This is a genomic window from Actinomyces culturomici, from assembly GCF_900499005.1.
GTDB lineage: Bacteria > Actinomycetota > Actinomycetes > Actinomycetales > Actinomycetaceae > Pauljensenia > Pauljensenia culturomici.
Genome location: NZ_LS991316.1, coordinates 276,366 through 294,112, shown reverse-complemented (window position 1 = coordinate 294,112; position 17,747 = coordinate 276,366). Strand labels below are relative to the sequence as shown.

Annotated in this window: 15 protein-coding genes, 1 pseudogene and 1 riboswitch; of the genes and pseudogenes, 2 read left to right on the top strand and 14 right to left on the bottom strand. The window is 70.3% G+C overall.

Going from position 1 to position 17,747, the window contains the following annotated elements:
- Position 1: 1 nt before the first annotated feature.
- Entirely contained in the window at positions 2-1,207 is a 1,206-nt protein-coding gene (gene galT / locus DY157_RS01275; RefSeq protein ID WP_115726874.1) for a galactose-1-phosphate uridylyltransferase, read from the bottom strand.
- A gap of 162 nt (positions 1,208-1,369) precedes the next feature.
- Here galT and DY157_RS01270 point away from each other — a divergent pair, with 162 nt between their 5' ends.
- Positions 1,370-1,918, top strand: coding sequence for a 2'-5' RNA ligase family protein (locus tag DY157_RS01270; RefSeq protein WP_115726873.1), 549 nt, complete (start codon positions 1,370-1,372; stop codon positions 1,916-1,918).
- 90 nt (positions 1,919-2,008) lie between these two features.
- Positions 2,009-3,181: a YhjD/YihY/BrkB family envelope integrity protein gene (locus DY157_RS01265; RefSeq protein WP_115726872.1), complete on the top strand. Its 1,173-nt coding sequence runs from the start codon at positions 2,009-2,011 to the stop codon at positions 3,179-3,181.
- 38 nt (positions 3,182-3,219) lie between these two features.
- Here the strand turns inward: DY157_RS01265 and DY157_RS01260 are convergent.
- The 13 genes and pseudogenes from DY157_RS01260 to DY157_RS01200 form a co-directional block, all read right to left on the bottom strand.
- Positions 3,220-4,019 (bottom strand): annotated as a pseudogene (locus DY157_RS01260) (exodeoxyribonuclease III).
- Entirely contained in the window at positions 4,016-4,972 is a 957-nt protein-coding gene (argB, locus tag DY157_RS01255; protein WP_115726871.1) for an acetylglutamate kinase, read from the bottom strand. The pseudogene DY157_RS01260 and the gene argB overlap by 4 nt, the downstream one beginning before the upstream one ends.
- Positions 4,973-5,018: 46 nt before the next feature.
- Positions 5,019-6,017 (bottom strand): ornithine carbamoyltransferase, encoded by a 999-nt coding sequence (argF, locus tag DY157_RS01250; protein WP_115726870.1) that lies wholly within the window; start codon positions 6,015-6,017, stop codon positions 5,019-5,021.
- Between the two features lie 14 nt (positions 6,018-6,031).
- The gene (locus DY157_RS01245) at positions 6,032-7,267 is read right to left on the bottom strand and encodes an arginine deiminase (RefSeq protein ID WP_115726869.1); all 1,236 of its coding nucleotides are present in this window, start codon (positions 7,265-7,267) and stop codon (positions 6,032-6,034) included.
- Between the two features lie 59 nt (positions 7,268-7,326).
- Positions 7,327-8,223: a bifunctional methylenetetrahydrofolate dehydrogenase/methenyltetrahydrofolate cyclohydrolase gene (locus tag DY157_RS01240; protein ID WP_115726868.1), complete on the bottom strand. Its 897-nt coding sequence runs from the start codon at positions 8,221-8,223 to the stop codon at positions 7,327-7,329.
- Complete coding sequence (glyA, locus tag DY157_RS01235; protein WP_115726867.1) at positions 8,220-9,512, bottom strand: serine hydroxymethyltransferase; 1,293 nt, start codon at positions 9,510-9,512, stop codon at positions 8,220-8,222. Before glyA ends, DY157_RS01240 begins: the two co-directional genes overlap by 4 nt.
- Positions 9,513-9,558: 46 nt before the next feature.
- A riboswitch (ZMP/ZTP riboswitch) is annotated at positions 9,559-9,642 on the bottom strand.
- A 59-nt stretch (positions 9,643-9,701) separates the two neighbouring features.
- Positions 9,702-10,568 (bottom strand): formyltetrahydrofolate deformylase, encoded by an 867-nt coding sequence (purU, locus tag DY157_RS01230; protein ID WP_115726866.1) that lies wholly within the window; start codon positions 10,566-10,568, stop codon positions 9,702-9,704.
- 160 nt (positions 10,569-10,728) lie between these two features.
- Positions 10,729-11,679 carry a sugar-binding transcriptional regulator gene (locus DY157_RS01225; protein ID WP_115726865.1) on the bottom strand — a complete coding sequence of 317 codons (951 nt, stop codon included), beginning with the start codon at positions 11,677-11,679 and terminating at the stop codon, positions 10,729-10,731.
- Between the two features lie 22 nt (positions 11,680-11,701).
- Entirely contained in the window at positions 11,702-13,375 is a 1,674-nt protein-coding gene (locus DY157_RS01220) for a ribulokinase (RefSeq protein ID WP_115726864.1), read from the bottom strand.
- Between the two features lie 184 nt (positions 13,376-13,559).
- On the bottom strand, positions 13,560-14,930 hold the full coding sequence (locus tag DY157_RS01215; protein ID WP_115726863.1) for a sn-glycerol-1-phosphate dehydrogenase: 1,371 nt from the start codon (positions 14,928-14,930) through the stop codon (positions 13,560-13,562).
- A 131-nt stretch (positions 14,931-15,061) separates the two neighbouring features.
- Entirely contained in the window at positions 15,062-15,916 is an 855-nt protein-coding gene (locus DY157_RS01210; protein ID WP_115727864.1) for an HAD-IIA family hydrolase, read from the bottom strand.
- 55 nt (positions 15,917-15,971) lie between these two features.
- On the bottom strand, positions 15,972-16,934 hold the full coding sequence (locus tag DY157_RS01205) for a hypothetical protein (protein ID WP_115726862.1): 963 nt from the start codon (positions 16,932-16,934) through the stop codon (positions 15,972-15,974).
- 149 nt (positions 16,935-17,083) lie between these two features.
- Entirely contained in the window at positions 17,084-17,563 is a 480-nt protein-coding gene (locus DY157_RS01200; protein WP_115726861.1) for a ribose-5-phosphate isomerase, read from the bottom strand.
- Positions 17,564-17,747: the final 184 nt, after the last annotated feature.

Genomic DNA, 17,747 nt, shown 5'->3' with positions numbered 1-17,747 from the left:
GTCACCACACCTTAGTGAACCGTGCTGCGATCTTCTCAGGTGTCGTGTCCGAGATCCACGCCGCCATGCCGGATTCGGATCCGGCGAGGTACTTGAGCTTGCCCGGCGCCCGCAGGATCGAGAAGTACTGGAGGTGGAGGCGCACGTCCTCGCGGTACCCCTTCGGCGCCTGGTACCACGCCGCGATGTACGGGAGCTCGATCGGAGAGCCGTCAGCCTCGACGAAGAACCGGTTGCCCGCCTGGAGGAGGCGGAGGTAGAGGTCGGCGAGAGACTCGCGCTCGGCGTCGTCGAGCCCGGCGAGGTCGGGGACGAAGCGCTTGGGGACGAGGTGCGCCTCGACGGGCCAGCGCGCGGCGGCGGGCGTGTAGAGGACCCAGTGGTCGTTCTCGGCGAGGATCCGCGTTCCCGCGCGCAGCTCCGCGGCGAGGACGTCGCCGACGAGGTCGGTGCCGCGCTGCGCGCGGTGGGCGGCCGCGCGCTCGGCGATGAGGCGCATGCGCGGGGCGATGTAGGGGTAGGCGTAGATCTGCCCGTGCGGGTGGGGAAGCGTGACGCCGATCTCGCGCCCGTGGTTCTCGAAGCAGAAGACCTGCTCGATGCCGTCCATCGCGGAGAGCTCCGCGGTCCGGTTCGCCCAGGCCTCGATGACGGTGCGCATGCGCACGTGCGACGCGGTGGCGAGGGAGTCCTCGAGCCTCGGGGAGAAGCAGATGACCTCGCAGCGGCCCGCGGCCGGGCGCGTCTCGAAGAGCTCCTCGCCGTCGACGAGCGTCGCCGGGGCATTCGGATCAACACCGGGGACGCGCAGGAGCGAGGGGAAGCGGTTCTCGAAGACGACGACGTCGTAGCCGGTGTCGGGGATCTCGCCGTCGGAGTAGTCGGCGCCGGGGCGCGCCGGGGCGAGCGGGTTGGCGTCGGCGGGCGGGAGGAACGTCCGGTTCATCCGATGGGTCGCCATCGGCACCCACTCCCCCGTCAGGGGATCACGGCGCATCCACGGCGACGCGATGGGGTGGACCGTCCCGTCCTCGTCGACGACGGGCGTGAAGCGGTCGACGAGCGGTCGCGGGTCGTCGAGGCGGCGGGTGCGCGCGCCGGAGACGTACTGCGGGTCGTCGTCGAAGTAGAAGAGATCGCGTCCGTCGGCCAGTCGCGCGCGCGTCCTGCGCACGTCGGTCGAAAGGATCGCAGTGGGGGTCGTCATCCGTTCGCCTTCTTCAATGATGCCGGTATCGAGGCGCGGTTCGAATCCGCTGAACCGCGCGCTTGATAACGTTAACACGCTCCGCGCTCCCTGCCAAGGGGCGTCGCCGACGTAGGATGGGGATCCCGCGGGCCGCGGCCCCTCCCCGACACCAGGTGGCAGATGTTCCTCCCCCAGCGCTCCCCCGACCAGGACTGGCTCGGAGTCGTCGTCGCCATCCCCGAGCCCTGGGTCACCCAACTCACCGACCTCCGCCTTGGGCTCGGCGACCTCCAGGGCTCCCGCGTCCCCGCGCACATCACGATCCTCCCGCCCACGCCCTTCCCCAAGGAGGAGCGCCCCGAGGTCATCCGCCACCTCCGCGAAGTTGCGAAGCACCACCGGCCCTTCCGGATCACCCTCGCCGGCTCCGATTCGTTCCGCCCCGTCTCCCAGGTCGCCTTCCTCACTCTCGCCGAGGGCGGGCGCGAGTGCACGAGCCTCGCCGACGAGGTCCGCACCGGCCCCCTCGACATCGAGCAGCGGTTCCCCTACCACCCGCACGTCACGCTCGCCCAGGACGTCGACGACCCCGCCCTCGACCTCGCGCTCGACGTCGGCGCCGGCTTCGAGGCGACGTGGATGGTCCCCGGGTTCCGCCTCGACCGCGTCGACGAGAACGGGATGTATCAGACGATGGCCCTCTTCGACTTCGAGGCCGCCTCCCTCTGACGCCGCCCGGCCTCGTCGATTCGCCCGCAAGACGCCGATCCTCCCCCTGTTCCCCGGGCGCGGGGCCGCCCCCGCCGATACCGTGGACGCATGACCCCCTCAACCGGACGAGTCCCCGCGCCCGCGCGCGATTCCCACGGCGCACCGGCGTCGCACGCGCCGACGCTGCGCGAGGCACTCGGTGCCCCCTCGCTCAAGGAGAAGGGCGCTGCGCTCGGCGCCTGGTGGAAGGACACGCGCATCGCGCGGATGCTCGCGCGCTACAACGGCGCGAACGGTGCGCTCCTCTCCTCCGGGATGGCGCTCACCTCGCTCCTCTCCCTCACCGCCGCCCTCACCGTCGCCGTCACCGTCTTCATGGCGGTCCTCGGAGGCAACGAGCAGCTGCGCGACGCCTTCTTCTCCGCGATCGGAGAGGCGATCCCCAACCTCCTCAAGACGGACTCGGACCCCTCCGGCCTCGTCGACCCCGACGCCCTGCGGATGAGCGGCGCGGTCTCGGTCACCGGCGTCATCGCCCTCGCCGTCATGGCGTGGTCCGCGATCGGGGTCGTCGGCCAGCTCGGCGCATCGATCCGGGCGATGTTCGCGATCCGCGCGACGCCGGGCAATCCCGTCGTCCAGATCGCGCGCAACGGGCTCGGCGCGCTCGGACTCGGGCTCTCCCTCGTCGCGGGCGCCGGCGTCGGCATCGCCGTCGACCTCGCCGGGGACTTCGTCCTCGGCCTCCTCGGGCTCGAGCCCTCGGGCGTCTCGCGGACGGTCCTCTCCTGGACGGGCGTCGCCCTCTCCCTCGTCGTCTACGCGCTCGTCTCGTGGCTCCTCATCGTCGTCGTCGCGCGGGCGCGTCCGCCGAAGCGCGATCTCGTGTGGGGGATCGTCCTCATCGCCCTCGCCTCGATCGTCCTGCGCATCGCCGGCACGAGCGCCGTGGGAGCCGCGAAGGGGCCGCTCCTCGCGACCGCGGCGACGCTCGTCACGCTCGTCCTGTGGATCAACCTCCAGGTCCGCGTCGTGCTGACGATCTGCGCGTGGATCGCGAATCCGCCGTCGCCGGGCCTTCCCGCCACGGCGCGCGAGGTCCACTTCCTCGAGACCCCGAACTACGTGACGCGCTCCGTCCCGGCGACGCTCGCGTGGCCGCACAACCCCGTGAGCGGCGAGATCCGCCCCGACCCGCTCCACGACACCGCGGAGCGGATGCTCGGAGTCGACTGGAGAATCCGCGAGGGTCGCGGGCTTCCGCGCGCGCCGCGGTCCTGAGAACCGCCCTTTCGATCGACGAGGACGGGGCCGCCCTTCTACTCCCCGTAGACGACGGTGACGGGCGCGTGATCGGAGAACCGCGCGTCGTAGGACGCGGCGCGGGCGATCGCGAAGGAGGACGCCCTGCCCGCGAGCGCGGGCGTCGCGAACTGGTAGTCGATCCTCCACCCCGCGTCGTTGTCGAAGGCCTTGCCGCGCTGCGACCACCACGAGTACGGCCCTGGACGGGACCCGCGAGGTCGCGGACGACGTCGTGCCAGCCCGCGTCGACCCAGGCGTCGAGGAAGGCGATCTCCTCGTCGAGGACGCCCGAGCGCTTGTTGTGGTTCGGCGTCCAGTTCTTGATGTCGAGACGCGAGCGGACGACGTTGAAGTCGCCGCAGACGAGCGCGTCCTCGCCCGAGGCGAGGAGCGCGTCCATGCGCGCCCCGATGCGGGGCAGGTGGGCCATCTTCGCCTCCTGCTTCGGCGTGTCCTTCTCGCCGGAGTGGAAGTAGGCGGAGACGACGCGGACGCGCTCTCCCCCCTTGACGGCGACGGCCTCGATCCATCGGCCCGAGTCGGCGTCGGTCTCGGCCTCGTCGAGGCAGGGCCGTACGTCGGAGAGCTCGACGCTCCCCCTCCGGGCGGCGATCGCGACGCCCGCGCGCCCCTTGATGCGGCTCGGCTCGCTCGCGACCTCCCAATCGTCGCCGAGGAGAGACGCGGCGGTCTCGGCGTCGGCGCGGACCTCCTGGAGGAGGACGAGGTCGGGCGCCTCGGCGGCGAGCCAGTCGGCGAGCCCCTTGCGGGCGGCGGCGCGGACGCCGTTGACGTTGACGGTGGAGATCCTCACGCGTTCGCCCCCTCGTCGTCGACCACTTCGGAAGAGGTCCCCGCGGAAGCGCCGGCCGGGTCGGGGACGACCATCGTGCCGGTGCCGTTGTCGGTCATCACCTCGATGAGGACCGAGTGCGAGAGGCGCCCGTCGACGACGTGGACGGCGCCGACCCCGCCCTCGATGGCGTCGAGGCAGGCCTGGACCTTGGGGATCATGCCCGCCGAGATCGATTCGCCGAGCGCCCGGAGCTCGGACGCCGTCGTCTGACGGATGAGCGAGTCGGGATCCGGGTAGTTCGAGTAGACGCCCTCGACGTCGGTGAGCATGAGGAGCTTCGACGCCTTGAGGGCGATCGCCATCGCCGAGGCCGCGGCGTCCGCGTTGATGTTGAGGACCTGACGGGGGTTCTCCTCGTCGATCGCGATCGACGAGATGACGGGGATGCGGCCGGACTCGAGGAGCTCGATGACGGCGCCCGGGTCGACGCCGCAGATATCGCCGACCAGGCCGAAGTCGACCTCCTTCCCCGCCGCGTCGACGCCGCGGCGCCGGTGCGCCTTGAAGAGGGCGCCGTCCTCGCCGGAGATGCCGACCGCGAGGTTGTCGCGGGCGTTGAGGCGCGAGACGAGGCGGCGCTGCACCTGGCCCGTGAGGACCATTCGGACGATCTCCATCGCCTCGGGGGTCGTCACGCGCACGCCGTCGTGGAAGGGCGTCTCGATGCCGAGCTTCGTGAGCATCGCGGTGACCTGCGGGCCGCCGCCGTGGACGACGACCGGGTACATGCCGACGTGCTGGAGGAACTGGACGTCGGAGGCGAAGGCCTCCTGCGCGTCCGGGTCGGTCATCGCGTGCCCGCCGTACTTGATGACGACGATCTGCCCGCGGAACTCCCTCATCCACGTGAGGGCCTCCCCGAGGACCTGGGCGCGCTGGGCGTCCGTGAGGTCGAGCTCGTGCTCGGTCATGGTGCTGTCCTCACCCGCGGACGTGTCGCCCGCGCTGTCGGAGCGGTCAGTCGCCGAGGGTGGCGACCATCACCGCCTTGATCGTGTGCATGCGGTTCTCCGCCTGGTCGAAGACGATGGACGCGGGGCCCTCGAAGACCTCGTTCGTCACCTCGAGCTCGGGCAGGCCGGTCGCCTGGAAGATGTCCTCGCCGATGTGGGTGTTGCGGTCGTGGAAGGCGGGCAGGCAGTGCATGAACTTCGCGCCGGGCGCAGCCTTCGCCATGAGCGCGGCGTTCACCTGGTAGTCGCGCAGGAGCGCGATGCGCTCGTCCCACACCTCCTTCGGCTCCCCCATCGAGACCCAGATGTCGGTGTGGACGAAGTCCACGCCGGCCACGCCCTCGTCGACGGACTCCGTGAGGGTGATCCGCGCGCCGGTCTCCTCGGCGATCCCGCGGGCCGCGGCGACGCACTCGTCGTCGGGCCACAGCTCCTTCGGGGCGACGATGCGGACGTCGGCGCCGATGAGGGCGCCGTTGACGAGGAGCGAGCGGCCGGTATTGAAGCGGGCGTCGCCGACGTAGGCGAAGGCGACCTCGTTCAGCGGCTTGCCCGCGTGCTCGCGCATCGTCAGAGCGTCGCAGAGCATCTGGGTGGGGTGCCACTCGTCGGTGAGGCCGTTCCACACGGGGACGCCGGAGAGCTCGGCGAGGATCTCGACCTTGCCCTGCTCGTCGCCGCGGTACTCGATGCCGTCGAACATGCGGCCGAGGACGCGCGCGGTGTCGGCGACCGACTCCTTGTGGCCCATCTGCGAGCCCGACGGGTCGAGGTAGGTCGTGTGCGCGCCCTGGTCGAAGGCCGCCACCTCGAAGGAGCAGCGCGTCCGCGTCGAGGTCTTCTCGAAGATGAGGGCGATGTTCTTGCCCTTGAGGCGCTGGACCTCGGCTCCGTTCTTCTTCGCCGCCTTGAGTTCGGCCGCGAGGTCGATGAGCGAGAGCCATTCGGCGGGGGTGAAGTCGATCTCGCGGAGCAGGTGGCGTCCGTGGAGGGCGTGCGTCATGGAGTCGTGTCTCCTCAAAGTCGGGGTGCGGATACGGTATCGCGGATGATCGGGCAGGTCATGCAGTGGGCGCCGCCGCGGCCGCGCCCCAGCTCGTTGCCGGGGATCGTGAGGACCTCGAAGCCCTGGGAGGCGAAGTAGTCGTTCGAGGCGGTGTTGCGCTCGTAGGCGACGACGACGCCCGGTTCGAGGGCGAGGAGGTTCGAGCCGTCGTTCCACTGCTCCCTCTCTGCGGTGAGGGAGTCGGCGGGGACGGTGAGGATGCGGATGGCGTCGAGGCCGAGGGCGGAGGCGATGACCGCCTCCATCTCGTCGGCCTCGTGGACGGCGATGTCGAGTCCGCCGCGTGCTCCGGGGCGGATCGACTGGGTGCGGACGCGACCGAGGCCCGCGTAAGCGGTGAAGGTCCCCTCGTCGAGCATCGTGAGGATCGTGTCGAGGTGCATCTGCGCGCGCTTCTTCTCGATCTGGAGGACGATGACCTCCCGCGCGGCGCCGCCGTCGAAGAGCCGCTGGGCGAGCCGCTCGATGCCCTGCGCGGTCGTGCGCTCGGAGGCGCCGATGATGAGGGCGCCGTTTCCCGCGTTGATGATGTCGCCGCCCTCGATCGTCGCCGACCCGTCGAGCGTCCCGTGCTTCCAGAAGGGGATCTCCTCGGACGCGAATCGCGGGTGGAGGCGGTAGACGATCTCCTGGTTGATGGTCTCGCGCCTGCGGGCGGGCTTGCGCATGGAGGAGACGGCGACGCCGCCCGCGATCCACGAGGACGTGTCGCGGCTGAAGAGATGGTTCGGCAGCGGCGCGAGAATGAAATCGTCGAGGGCGAGGCCGCTGATCCACGCGGACCGCGGTTCCGCGATCCTCTCGAGGAGCTCGCGCTTGGTGAGTCCCTCGATGAGCATGCCGGCGAGGTCGGCGGAGGCGAGGGCCGCGCCGAACTCCCGGAGGGCGTCGAGGGCGGCCGGACCGACCGTCCGCTCGGTGAAGACGAGCTCGAGGGCCTCTTCGCGCCCGCCCTCGACCTCGAGTGCCTCGGTGAGGAGGTCGGCGAAGTAGAGGACCTCGATGCCGCGCGCGCGCATGAGCGCGGTCATCGCGTCGTGCTCGGCCTGGGCGCGCTCGAGCCAGATGAGGTCGTCGAAGAGGAGCTCCCCCATATTCGACGGCGTCAGCCGGTTCATCTCGCGACCCGGCCGATGGACGAGGACCGAGCGGAGGCGACCGACCTCGGAGGCGACCCGTGGCTGCATGACTCTCATTCCCTTCCGAGCGCGATGCGGGGCGGGGCCGTCCGGCCCCGCCCCGACGCTCACTTGGCGCCGCGCTCGGCGGCCTCGACGACGTTCGTCACGAGGAGGGCGCGGGTCATCGGACCCACTCCCCCGGGGTTCGGCGAGATCCACGAGGCGACCTCGTCGACGCCGTCGGCGACGTCCCCGGCGAGCCGCGACTTCCCGTCCTCTCCGGCGATCCGCGAGACGCCGACGTCGAGGACGACGGCCCCCGGCTTCACCATGTCCTTCGTGATGAGGCCCGCGGACCCGGCGGCGGCGACGACGACGTCGGCGCGGCTCACCTTGTCGGCGAGGTCCTTGGTGCCCGTATGGCAGATCGTCACCGTCGCGTTGACCTCGCGGCGGATGAGGAGCAGGCCGATCGAGCGGCCGACCGTGACGCCGCGCCCGACGACGCAGACGTCCTTGCCGGCCAGGTCGATCCCGTGACGGGTCATGAGCTCGATGACGGCGCGCGGCGTGCACGGGAGCGGCGAGTCGATCGGGCCGGAGCCGCGCAGGACGAGGCGCCCGAGGTTCGTCGGGTGGAGGCCGTCGGCGTCCTTCGCCGGGTCGATGCGCTCGAGGACGGCGTTCTGGTCGATCCCTTTGGGCAGCGGGAGCTGGACGATGTAGCCGGTGCAGGCCGGATCGGCGTTGAGCCGGTCGACGGCCGCCTCGATCTCCTCCTGCGTCGCGGTCTCCGGCAGGTCGACGCGGATCGACGCGATCCCGACCTCGGCGCAGTCGCGGTGCTTGCCCGCGACGTAGGTGACCGAGCCGGGGTCCTCGCCGACGAGGATCGTCCCGAGGCCGGGCACGACGCCGCGCTCGCGGAGGACGGCGACCCGCTGGGCGAGCTCCGTCTTGATGGCCGCCGCCGTCGCCTTCCCGTCGAGGACCTTCGCGGGCCCCTCCCAGGGCGCCCTCATTCGCCGAGCCCCGCGTAGAGCGGACGGGCGTCGGTGAGGGCCTTGACGCGCTTGCGCAGTCCCTCGACGTCGACGGAGCCGCCGGACGCGCCCTGGACGAGGGTCGTGCCGATGATGTCGGCGACCTCGGCGAAGTCCTTCGCATCGAAGCCGCGGGTCGCGAGCGCCGGCGTGCCGATGCGCAGGCCCGAGGTGACCTTCGGGGGGCGCGGGTCGAAGGGGACGGCGTTGCGGTTGACGGTGATGCCGACCTCGTGGAGGAGGTCCTCGGCCTGCTGGCCGTCGAGCTTGGAGTCGACGAGGTCGACGAGGACGAGGTGGACGTCCGTGCCGCCGGTGACGAGCTTGACGCCCGCGCCCTTCGCGTCCTCGGCGCCGAGGCGCTCGGCGAGGATCTGCGCGCCCTCGAGGGTGCGGCGCTGGCGGTCCTTGAACTCCTCGGTCTGCGCGACCTTCATCGCGATCGCCTTCGCGGCGATGACGTGCATGAGCGGCCCGCCCTGCTGGCCGGGGAACACGGCGGAGTTGATCTTCTTGCCCCACTGCTCGCCGCGCGAGGAGAGGATCATGCCGGAGCGGGGGCCGCCGAGCGTCTTGTGGACGGTCGTCGTCACGATGTCGGCGTGCGGAACGGGGCTCGGGTGGAGGCCCGCGGCGACGAGCCCGGCGAAATGCGCCATGTCGACCCACAGCGCGGCCCCGACCTCGTCGGCGATCTCGCGGAAGGCCGCGAAGTCGAGGTGGCGCGGGTAGGCGGACCAGCCCGCGATGATGACCTTCGGGCGCTCGCGCAGCGCGGCCTCGCGGACCTGCTCGGGCTCGATGCGCATCGTCTCGCGGGAGACCTCGTAGGCGACGGCGTTGTAGTTCTTGCCGGAGAAGTTGATCTTCATGCCGTGGGTGAGGTGGCCGCCGTGGGCGAGCGAGAGGCCGAGGATCGTGTCGCCGACGTTCGCCATCGCCATGAGGGCGGCGGCGTTCGCCTGAGCTCCCGCGTGCGGCTGGACGTTGACGTAGTCGGCGCCGGCGAAGACCTGCTTCGCGCGCTCGATCGCGAGATTCTCCGCGACGTCGACGGCCTCGCAGCCGCCGTAGTAGCGGCGACCCGGGTACCCCTCGGCGTACTTGTTCGTCAGCACCGAGCCCTGCGCCTCGAGCACGGCGCGGGGCACGAAGTTCTCCGACGCGATCATCTCGAGAGTCGTGCGCTGACGCTCGAGCTCCGCGTCGAGGACGGCCCGGATCTCCGGATCGAGCTGGGCCAGGGTCATGTCATTGAGGGAATCCATCGGGTTCTCCTGTTCTGGTCTTCTGAACCGCCGATTTCTCGGTCGGCGCCAGGGCCCAGGCGGGCGGCCTTGACGCCAGTTCATCGCTCCCCGGTGGTTTCCCACCTGTTCGCCAGTCACGACCCCTCCACCCTATCGCGGGCGGACTCCAACGGGCGCCGCCGTCCGCGAAGGGGCAATCGAGAGGATTCAGCGGGAGAAGACGACCGTCCGCGAGCCGTCCATGAGGACGCGGTGCTCGACGTGCCAGCGGACCGCCTGGGCGAGGACGCGGCGCTCGACGTCCTGGCCGAGCGCGACCATGTCGGGGGTCGAGTCGGCGTGGGTGACGCGGGTGACGTCCTGCTCGATGATCGGCCCCTCGTCGAGGTCCGCCGTCACGTAGTGGGCGGTCGCGCCGATGAGCTTGACGCCGCGGTCGTGCGCCTGCGCGTAGGGGCGGGCGCCCTTGAACGACGGGAGGAAGGAGTGGTGGATGTTGATGACGCGTCCGCTCATCTCCTCGCACACCTTCTCCGAGAGGATCTGCATGTAGCGGGCGAGGACGACGAGCTCGACCTTCTCGGAGCGGGTGAGGTCGAGGAGCTCGGCCTCGGCCTTCGCCTTCGTCTCCTTCGTCACCGGGATGTTGAGGAAGGGGACGCCGTAGAACTGGGCGACCGGCGCGAGGTCGGGGTGGTTGCCGACGACGGCGACGACCTCGATCGGCAGGCCCTGCGAGCGCTGCCGGTAGAGGAGGTCGGTGAGGCAGTGCCCCTCGCGGCTCACCATGATGATCGTGCGGACCGGCCTCCCGAGCGCGTCGATCGACCAGGTGGCGCCGAAGCGCTCGGCGACCCTCTTGAGCCCCTCCTCGACCGGGCCGCGCCCGACCGGCGAGTCGACCTCGACGCGCATGAAGAACAGGCCGGAGTCCGGATCGCCGAACTGCTGGGACTGGATGATGTTGCCGTCGACCTCGCCGATCACCCCCGACACCGCGTGGACGATGCCCGGCTGATCCGGGCACGAGAGGGTGAGGACGAGCTTCGTGTTCTGGGACGCCGTTTCGGTCATGGGGACAGAGTAGCCGGACGGCGCCGGGCCCCGCGGGGAGGGGCCTCGCCGCGGACCCCGTTCGGCGCGCGGCCCCGCCCTCGTCGATGATCCCCGGGCACGAGGCCGGGGCGGCGAACTCGCGAGGGGCGGACGACGCGACCCCTGATCGGCTCGGGCGTCACCGCGCGGCGCCCTCGAGCACTCCCTGCGCGGTCGCCGAATCGGTGACGACGACGTTCGCGAAACCGCCTGCCAAGCAGTAGCGGATCGGATCGGCCTTCCCCGATCCGGCTCCGACGACGACCGAGCGCTTGGCGCGCGCGAGGGCCTCGAGCTCGATGCCGATGCAGCGGTCCTCGAGCTCGGCGGAGACGGGCCTCCCCTCGGCGTCGATGAAGTGGGTGAAGAGGTCCATCACCGCTCCGAGCCCCTTGATCTCCTCCATCTCCTCGGGGCTGAGGTAGCCGTTGCGGACGAGGACCGACTCGGTCGACAGGACGCCGGGCGAGAAGAGGACGACGTCGGCGGCGGGGGCCGCCTCGAGGGTCCGGGCGACGCTCGGTTCCTTCTTCAGGCGGCGGCCGAGCTCGGGGTCGGCGACGATCGCCGGGGCCGGGAGGAGGTGCCCGATGCCGCGGCCCTTGAGGGCCATGAGGCCGATCGAGTCGGCGACCTCGTCGTCGTTCGAGCGGACGAGGCCCCCGTAGGTCTGGAAGACCTCGAGCCCTTTCGTCCACTTCGCGGGCATCGCCCGCGCGATCCGCGTGACGGTTCTCCCCCACGCGACGCCCATCGAGGTCGGCCTCGGCCGCAGTCCCGTGAGGTACTCGGCCGCGGCCTCGGCGAGCACGCTCCCCGTCGCCGAGTCCGAGGACTGCGTGGGGACGACGATCGCCTCGCGGGCGCCGAGCTCCTCGACGAGCCGCTTCTCGAGGTCGAAGCGGCGGGCGTGGGGGTGGTTGATGGAGATCGTGACGATCCCCCGCTCGCGCGCCTCCTCGAGGAGGCGCCCGACGGTCCAGCGCGTGGAGTCGACGCGGTCGGCGATCGCCGCCTGCGTGAGCGACTCCATGTAGTACATCTGCGCGACCCTCAGGAGGAGGGCGTCACGATCCCCATCGGCCGTCATCGTCGTTCTCTCGGGCCCGCGCTCACGCCTGCGCGGCCTCGGCGCTGATGCGCCGGAGCTCGTGCATCGTCTCGTCGGCCAGGCCGAAGCGGTCGTAGAGGCGGCGGTAGAGGGCGTAGAGCGCGTCGTAGCGGGCGGCGCGCTCCTCGTCGGGCCGGTAGACGACGTCGGAGACGCCGCCCATGACGGCGCTCGCCTCGGGGACCGACTCGTAGGCGCCGGCGGCGACCGCCGCGAAGATCGCGGAGCCGTGGGCGCCGGCCTGGAGGGTCGTCGCCGTGAGGAGCGGGCGGCGGGTGATGTCGGCGTACATCTGCATGAGGAACGCGTCCTTGAGAAGCCCTCCGGCGACGCGGATCTCGTCGACCGGGACGCCGTGCTCCTCGAAGTTCTCGATGATCACGCGGGCGCCGAAGGCCGTCGACTCGAGGAGGGCCCGGTACTGGTCCTCGGCGGTCGTCGTCAGCGTCTGGCCGATCATGAGGCCCGACAGGCGCGAGTCGACGAGGGTCGAGCGGTTGCCGTTCCACCAGTCGAGGGCGATGAGCCCGTGCTCGCCGACCTCCTGCTTCTCCGCTTTCTCGCCGAGGACGCGGTGGATGGAGACGCCGCGCTCCTTCGCCTCCTCGAAGTAGGAACCGGGGACGCAGTGGTCGATGAACCAGGCGAAGATGTCGCCAACCGCGCTCTGGCCGGCCTCGTAGGCCCAGTGACCGGCGCAGACGCCGCCGTCGACGACGCCGAAGACGCCGGGGACGTCCTCGAGGGTCGCCGAGGGGAGGATCCAGCAGGTCGAGGTGCCGAGGATGCCGGTGAGCTGGCCGGGGCGGACCGCGTCGACGGAGGCGCACTGGACGTGCGCGTCGATGTTGCCGGTCGCGACGGCGATGCCCGCGGGCAGGCCGAAATCGCGGGCGAACTCGGCGGTGAGGCTGCCGATGCGCGCGCCGAGCGGGACGATCTCGTGGCTCATCTTCTCCTCGAAGACGTTCGCGAAGCGCGGGTCGAGGGCGGCGAGGTATTCCTTCGACGGGTACGCGCCGTCCTGGTACATGCGCTTGTAGCCCGAGTCGGCGGCCGAGTACGCGCACACGCCCGTGAGGCGCCAGGTCACCCAGTCGACGAGGTCGACGATCTCCTCGGTCGCGGCGAAGAGCTTGGGGGCGTTGTCGAGGGCCTCGAGCGCCTTCGGCATGAGCATCTCGGAGGAGAGGATTCCGCCGTAGCGGGCGAGCCACGGCTCGTTCCGCTCCTTCGCGAGGGCGACGATCCGGTCGGTCTGGTCCTGGGCGCCGTGGTGCTTCCACAGCTTGAGGTAGGCCTGCGGCTCGTTGACGAACTCGGGGCGCTCGCACATGGGAACGCCCTGCGCGTCGGTCATGAGGACCGTCGAGGAGGTCGCGTCGATGCCGATGCCGATGACGGAGTCCGGGTCGACGCCGGACTTCGCGAGGGCGGCGGGCACGGCCTCGCGCATCGAGGCGAGGTAGTCGGAGGGGACCTGGAGGGCGAAGCCCGCGGGGAGGCGGCGTCCGTCGCCGACCGCGAGCGTCCGATCCATGATGGGGGTCGCGTATTCGCTCACGGCGTCGGCGAGCACGGCGCCGTCGTTCACGCGGACGACCGCCGCGCGCACGGAGAGGGTGCCGAAGTCGAGGCCGAGCACGTGGGCCTGGGAGAAGTCGTCGTTGACCATGATGTTCCTTCGTCGTCGGAGGGGGGTGGGCGGGGTTTTCCGGTACGAGGGCGGACCCGCTCGCGGACGTGGATCGACGAGGGCGGAGCGCCTCGTCGGATGAGGGGTCGGGGCTGCGCCCCATCGGATTCGGATTCGGTGGGGGCGCGGGGCCGCCGGCGCCGGGGCGCCGGCGACGGCGCGCTCAGTCCTCCGCCTTGTGGGGGTGCTTCCCCCAGTAGCCCTCGGGCGCGAAGAGCCGGTCGACGACCGCCTCGAGCTGTCCGAGGTCGGTGAGGACGTCGAAGACCGTGTAGCGCGGGCGGATCATCTGCGCCTTGAAGTGGGTGTCGCGGAATCGGCCCATGTCGATCTCGATCATCTCCGGGTGGAAGGGGGCGCCGACCTTCTCGAGGCGTTCGGCGACCTCGTCCGGGGAGATGAGCTGGGGACGGACCCGCTCGACGATCCGCGGCCAGGCCGCCTTGATCGCCTCGACGCGCTCGCGCAGCGCCTCGCCCTGGAGGTTCTTCCCGACGGCGTGGCCGACGGCGGCGTCGGCGATGCGCGGGAGCAGGGAGGCGCGGACGCGTTCGGCGATCTCCTCGTCCGTCTTGGCGTTCGCGACGATGGCGTCGACGTCGAGGTTCGCGACGTCGATCTTCAGGGCTTCCTCCCAGATCGCGCAGGAGGCGACGGTGCCGACGCCGACCTTGAACCCGTGCGAGAGCGGGGGCTCCCAATCGAGGCCGTGGCCCTCCATCTCCCACACGTGGGAGAACTGGTGGCCCGCACCGGAGGCGGGGCGGGAGGACTGGGCGGCCTGCATGGCGAGGCCCGACATGATGTTCCCCTCGGCGAGGCCGGTGATGGCCTCGGGGTCGCCGGCGCCGATGCGCTCGGGGTCGGCGAGGGCGTCGCGGAGCGGCCCCTGGACGAGCGACCACACGTAGTCGTCGATCCCCTCGATGCCGAGCTCGTCGGCGAGGATCCAGTCGGCGCCCGCCGGGATCTTCTCGATGAGATCGCCGTAGCCCGTCGCCGTGAGGCGGCGCGGGGCCGCGGCGATGACGTCGAGGTCGGCGACGAGGGCGGCGGGCGCCGGGCAGTTCCGGGTGATCTTGAAGCCGTCTCGCGAGATGGCCGCGCCGAAGGAGGCGTAGCCGTCGACGGAGGCGGCGGTGCAGACGTTCATGTACGGGCGCTCGAGTTCGCCGGAGGCAAGCTTCGCGATGTCGTTGAGCGTGCCCGAGGCGATCGAGCAGATCACCGTGTTCTCGAGGGGGCGCGCGTGCTCCCGCAGAAGCGAGACGTTGTCGTAGTCGCCGTAGAGGGTCGGGGTGCCGGGGAAGACGTAGGGCTCCTCGGCGAATTCGACGCCCGCGGCCTTGAGGGAGGCGACGACGGGATCGCCCGCCGCGCCGTAGGTGTTCTCGTCGGCGACGACGAGGACCCTCGCGCCGGGGAAGGTCTCCTTGAAGAGCTCTCCCGTCCGGTCGAGGACGTTCCTTCCGATGATGATCGCCTTCGTGTCGGTCGCCGTGGTCAATGCCTGTTCGATGAGTTCCGCGCTCATGTCCTGTTCCTTCCGGTGTCCTGCTGACTTCCGTGTCCTGCTGCTCGCGCCTTGCGTCCGGACCGCCGTCGATCCGGCCTCGTTCGTGCGCCGTCCTCGGGTGACGGCCCTCGGGGCGGTGCCGTGCGGTTTCAGTTGATGGGGTCGTTGTCCTCGGTCCACCCGATCTCGTCCCACAACGCCTTCGGAATCAACCGATCCACACGATCCACCACATGCGTCGGACGATGCGCCGCATCCAACGCCACCGCCTCCGCAAGAGTCGACTCCCCCGTCAACGGCATCGCCGAACACATCCCCGTATTCACCGCCATCTGAATATCCGTCATAATCCGATCCCCCACCATCACGCAGTTCGCCGGATCCACATCCAAACCACCCAACGCCGCACCCAACATCACCGGATCCGGCTTCCCCACCACCATCTCGCACCGCGCACCAGTGCACGCCTCAATCGCCGCAATAATCGCCGCACAATCAGGCTCACCCCGACCACCCGGAAAAGGACAAAAACGATCCGGATTCGTCGCGATCAACACCGCGCGCTTATAAAACCAAATCGCATCAAACGCGATCTGCAACTTCCGATAATCAAACGTCCGATCATACGACGCCACCACCACGTCAATCTCAGACGGATCCTCACTCATCCGAATCCCCGCCCGCGCGAACGCCCGCTTCAACGGCTCCTCCGCAATCGGAAACACCGTCTGCCCCGGCTTGTTCTCCAACAACCACCGAGTCGTCGTCACCACCGTATTCGCGATCTCCTCCACAGGAGTCGGCAAACCCAGCATCCCCAACTTCTCGACGTACTGACCAGGATCCTTCGTCGGATTATTCGACAAGAACCGCACAGGAATACCGCGCCGCCGCAACTCCTCAATCAACCGCTTCGCACCCGGAAGCAGATGATCACCCAAATAGATCGTCCCATCCATATCGAACACATACGCGTCATACAAACGCTCCGGCCACGCGGTCATCTCGGTGTCGACGGCGGTCACGGTCTTCCTCCTGCGGGTTCTCGTATCGGTGGACTCAGGCGGTGAGCGCCAGGGTCGTGACGGCCAGGGTGTTCATCAGCCAGATGACGGCGGCCGGCGGATCGATGTGGGTGTCGCCGTGGGCGTAGGTCCACCGGGCGGCGTATTCGCCGGCGAAGCCGGCGATGACGCCGAAGATCGTGCCGACGAGGATCGCCGCGAGGCCGGAGCCGGTGTTGTTGAAGGTGATGACGGCGGCGAGGCCGGCGGAGATCGTCATGTGGTGGGTGACGGGGAAGCGCAGGCCGCCGGCGACGAAGAAGATGCAGAGGGCCGAGATCGCGAAGGGGATGGTCTGCGCGTTCGCGACGATGACGTCGCCGTTCTTCGAGAGCGGGGCGATGTAGCCGACGAGCATGGTCGCGATGCCGGAGGCGAAGAGGCCGGCGAAGGCCGACACGGTGAGGAGCTGTCCGGGGGTCTCCTGCCAGTCGAGCCAGCGGGTCGTGCCCTCGGGCTTCGTGATCGCGTGGAAGACGCCGGTGCGGCCGAACATGATGCGGACGAGGACGCCCGAGGTGATGACGGTGAAGGCGACGGTGTCGGTGTGGGTGCCGAACCACGGGATGTGGGTGACGATGCGCTGGAAGATGTAGCCGCCCATGCCGAAGGCCGCGCCGACGAGCAGGACGTCCGGCTTGCCGAGGCCCGCGAGCGGGCTGTTGACGTCCTTGCCGCCCGAGGCGAGGTAGCCCTTCCGCGCGGCGTAGGCCGCGGCGGCGACGCCGCCGGCGAAGGCGATATGCGGGCCGAAGGCCGGGCCGAAGGCGACGTAGTCGAGGACCATCGTGTTGCCGGTGGCGGCGGCGACGCCGAATCCGAGGAGGATCGTCACGCCCGTGAAGGAGAATGCGTAGTTCGCGCCGATCATCGTTCCGAACACGCCGCCGGCGGCGGCGAGGAGCAGCCAGAAGAGGTCGAAATTCGACGCGAAGGTGAATACTGCATCAGGTGTCATTGTCTTCGTCCTTGAAGAGGGGCCCCGCCCTCGTCGATGGGGACGGTCGGCCTGAAGGGATGAATTCTTCTCGCGAGCGCGGTGTCCTCGGGAGGACTTTCGGGGGCCGCTCGTGCTCGCATTCGAGCGGCCCCCGAGTTCTGGGGGACTCAGCAGCCCGTGGGCTCGTAGTCCGGGTTCTCGTCGTACGCCTCGAGGGCCGCGACCTTGGGCGCGGACGAGGAGTTCGGGTCGAAGGTGTAGCCGAGCCACTCCTTGGCGAGGCGGCGGGCCAGCTGAAGGCCGATGACGCGCTGCCCGAAGGTGAGGACCTGCGCGTTGTTCGAGAGCACGAGGCGCTCGACGGAGAAGGAGTCGTGCGCGACCGAGGCGCGGATGCCGGGGACCTTGTTCGCGGCCATCGCGACGCCCATTCCGGTGCCGCAGACGAAGAGGCCGCGGTCGGCCTTCCCCTCGGCGATGAGGCGCGCGCCCTTGACGGCGACGTGCGGGTAGTCGACGTCCTCGCCGGGGGCGAGGCCGACGTCGATGACCTCGTCGACGCGGGGATCCTCTTCGAGATCCTTCTTGAGAACTTCCTTGTAGTCGACGCCGGCCGAATCGGCGGCCACGACGATCCTCAGACCCACTGTTGCCTCCTCGCTGCAGTTCCGGGAGCGGCACGAGCGCCGCGCCCGATGGGTTGAACGGTCTCATCGTGCCCGCCCGGGCCCCTGCTGCGAAGGCTCTGCACCCAGGTGCGAGGGCCCTCCCACCGGCTCGAATGCTGGACCTGGCGCGCCCCCAACAAAAGTGCGGGCCCGATAGACGACG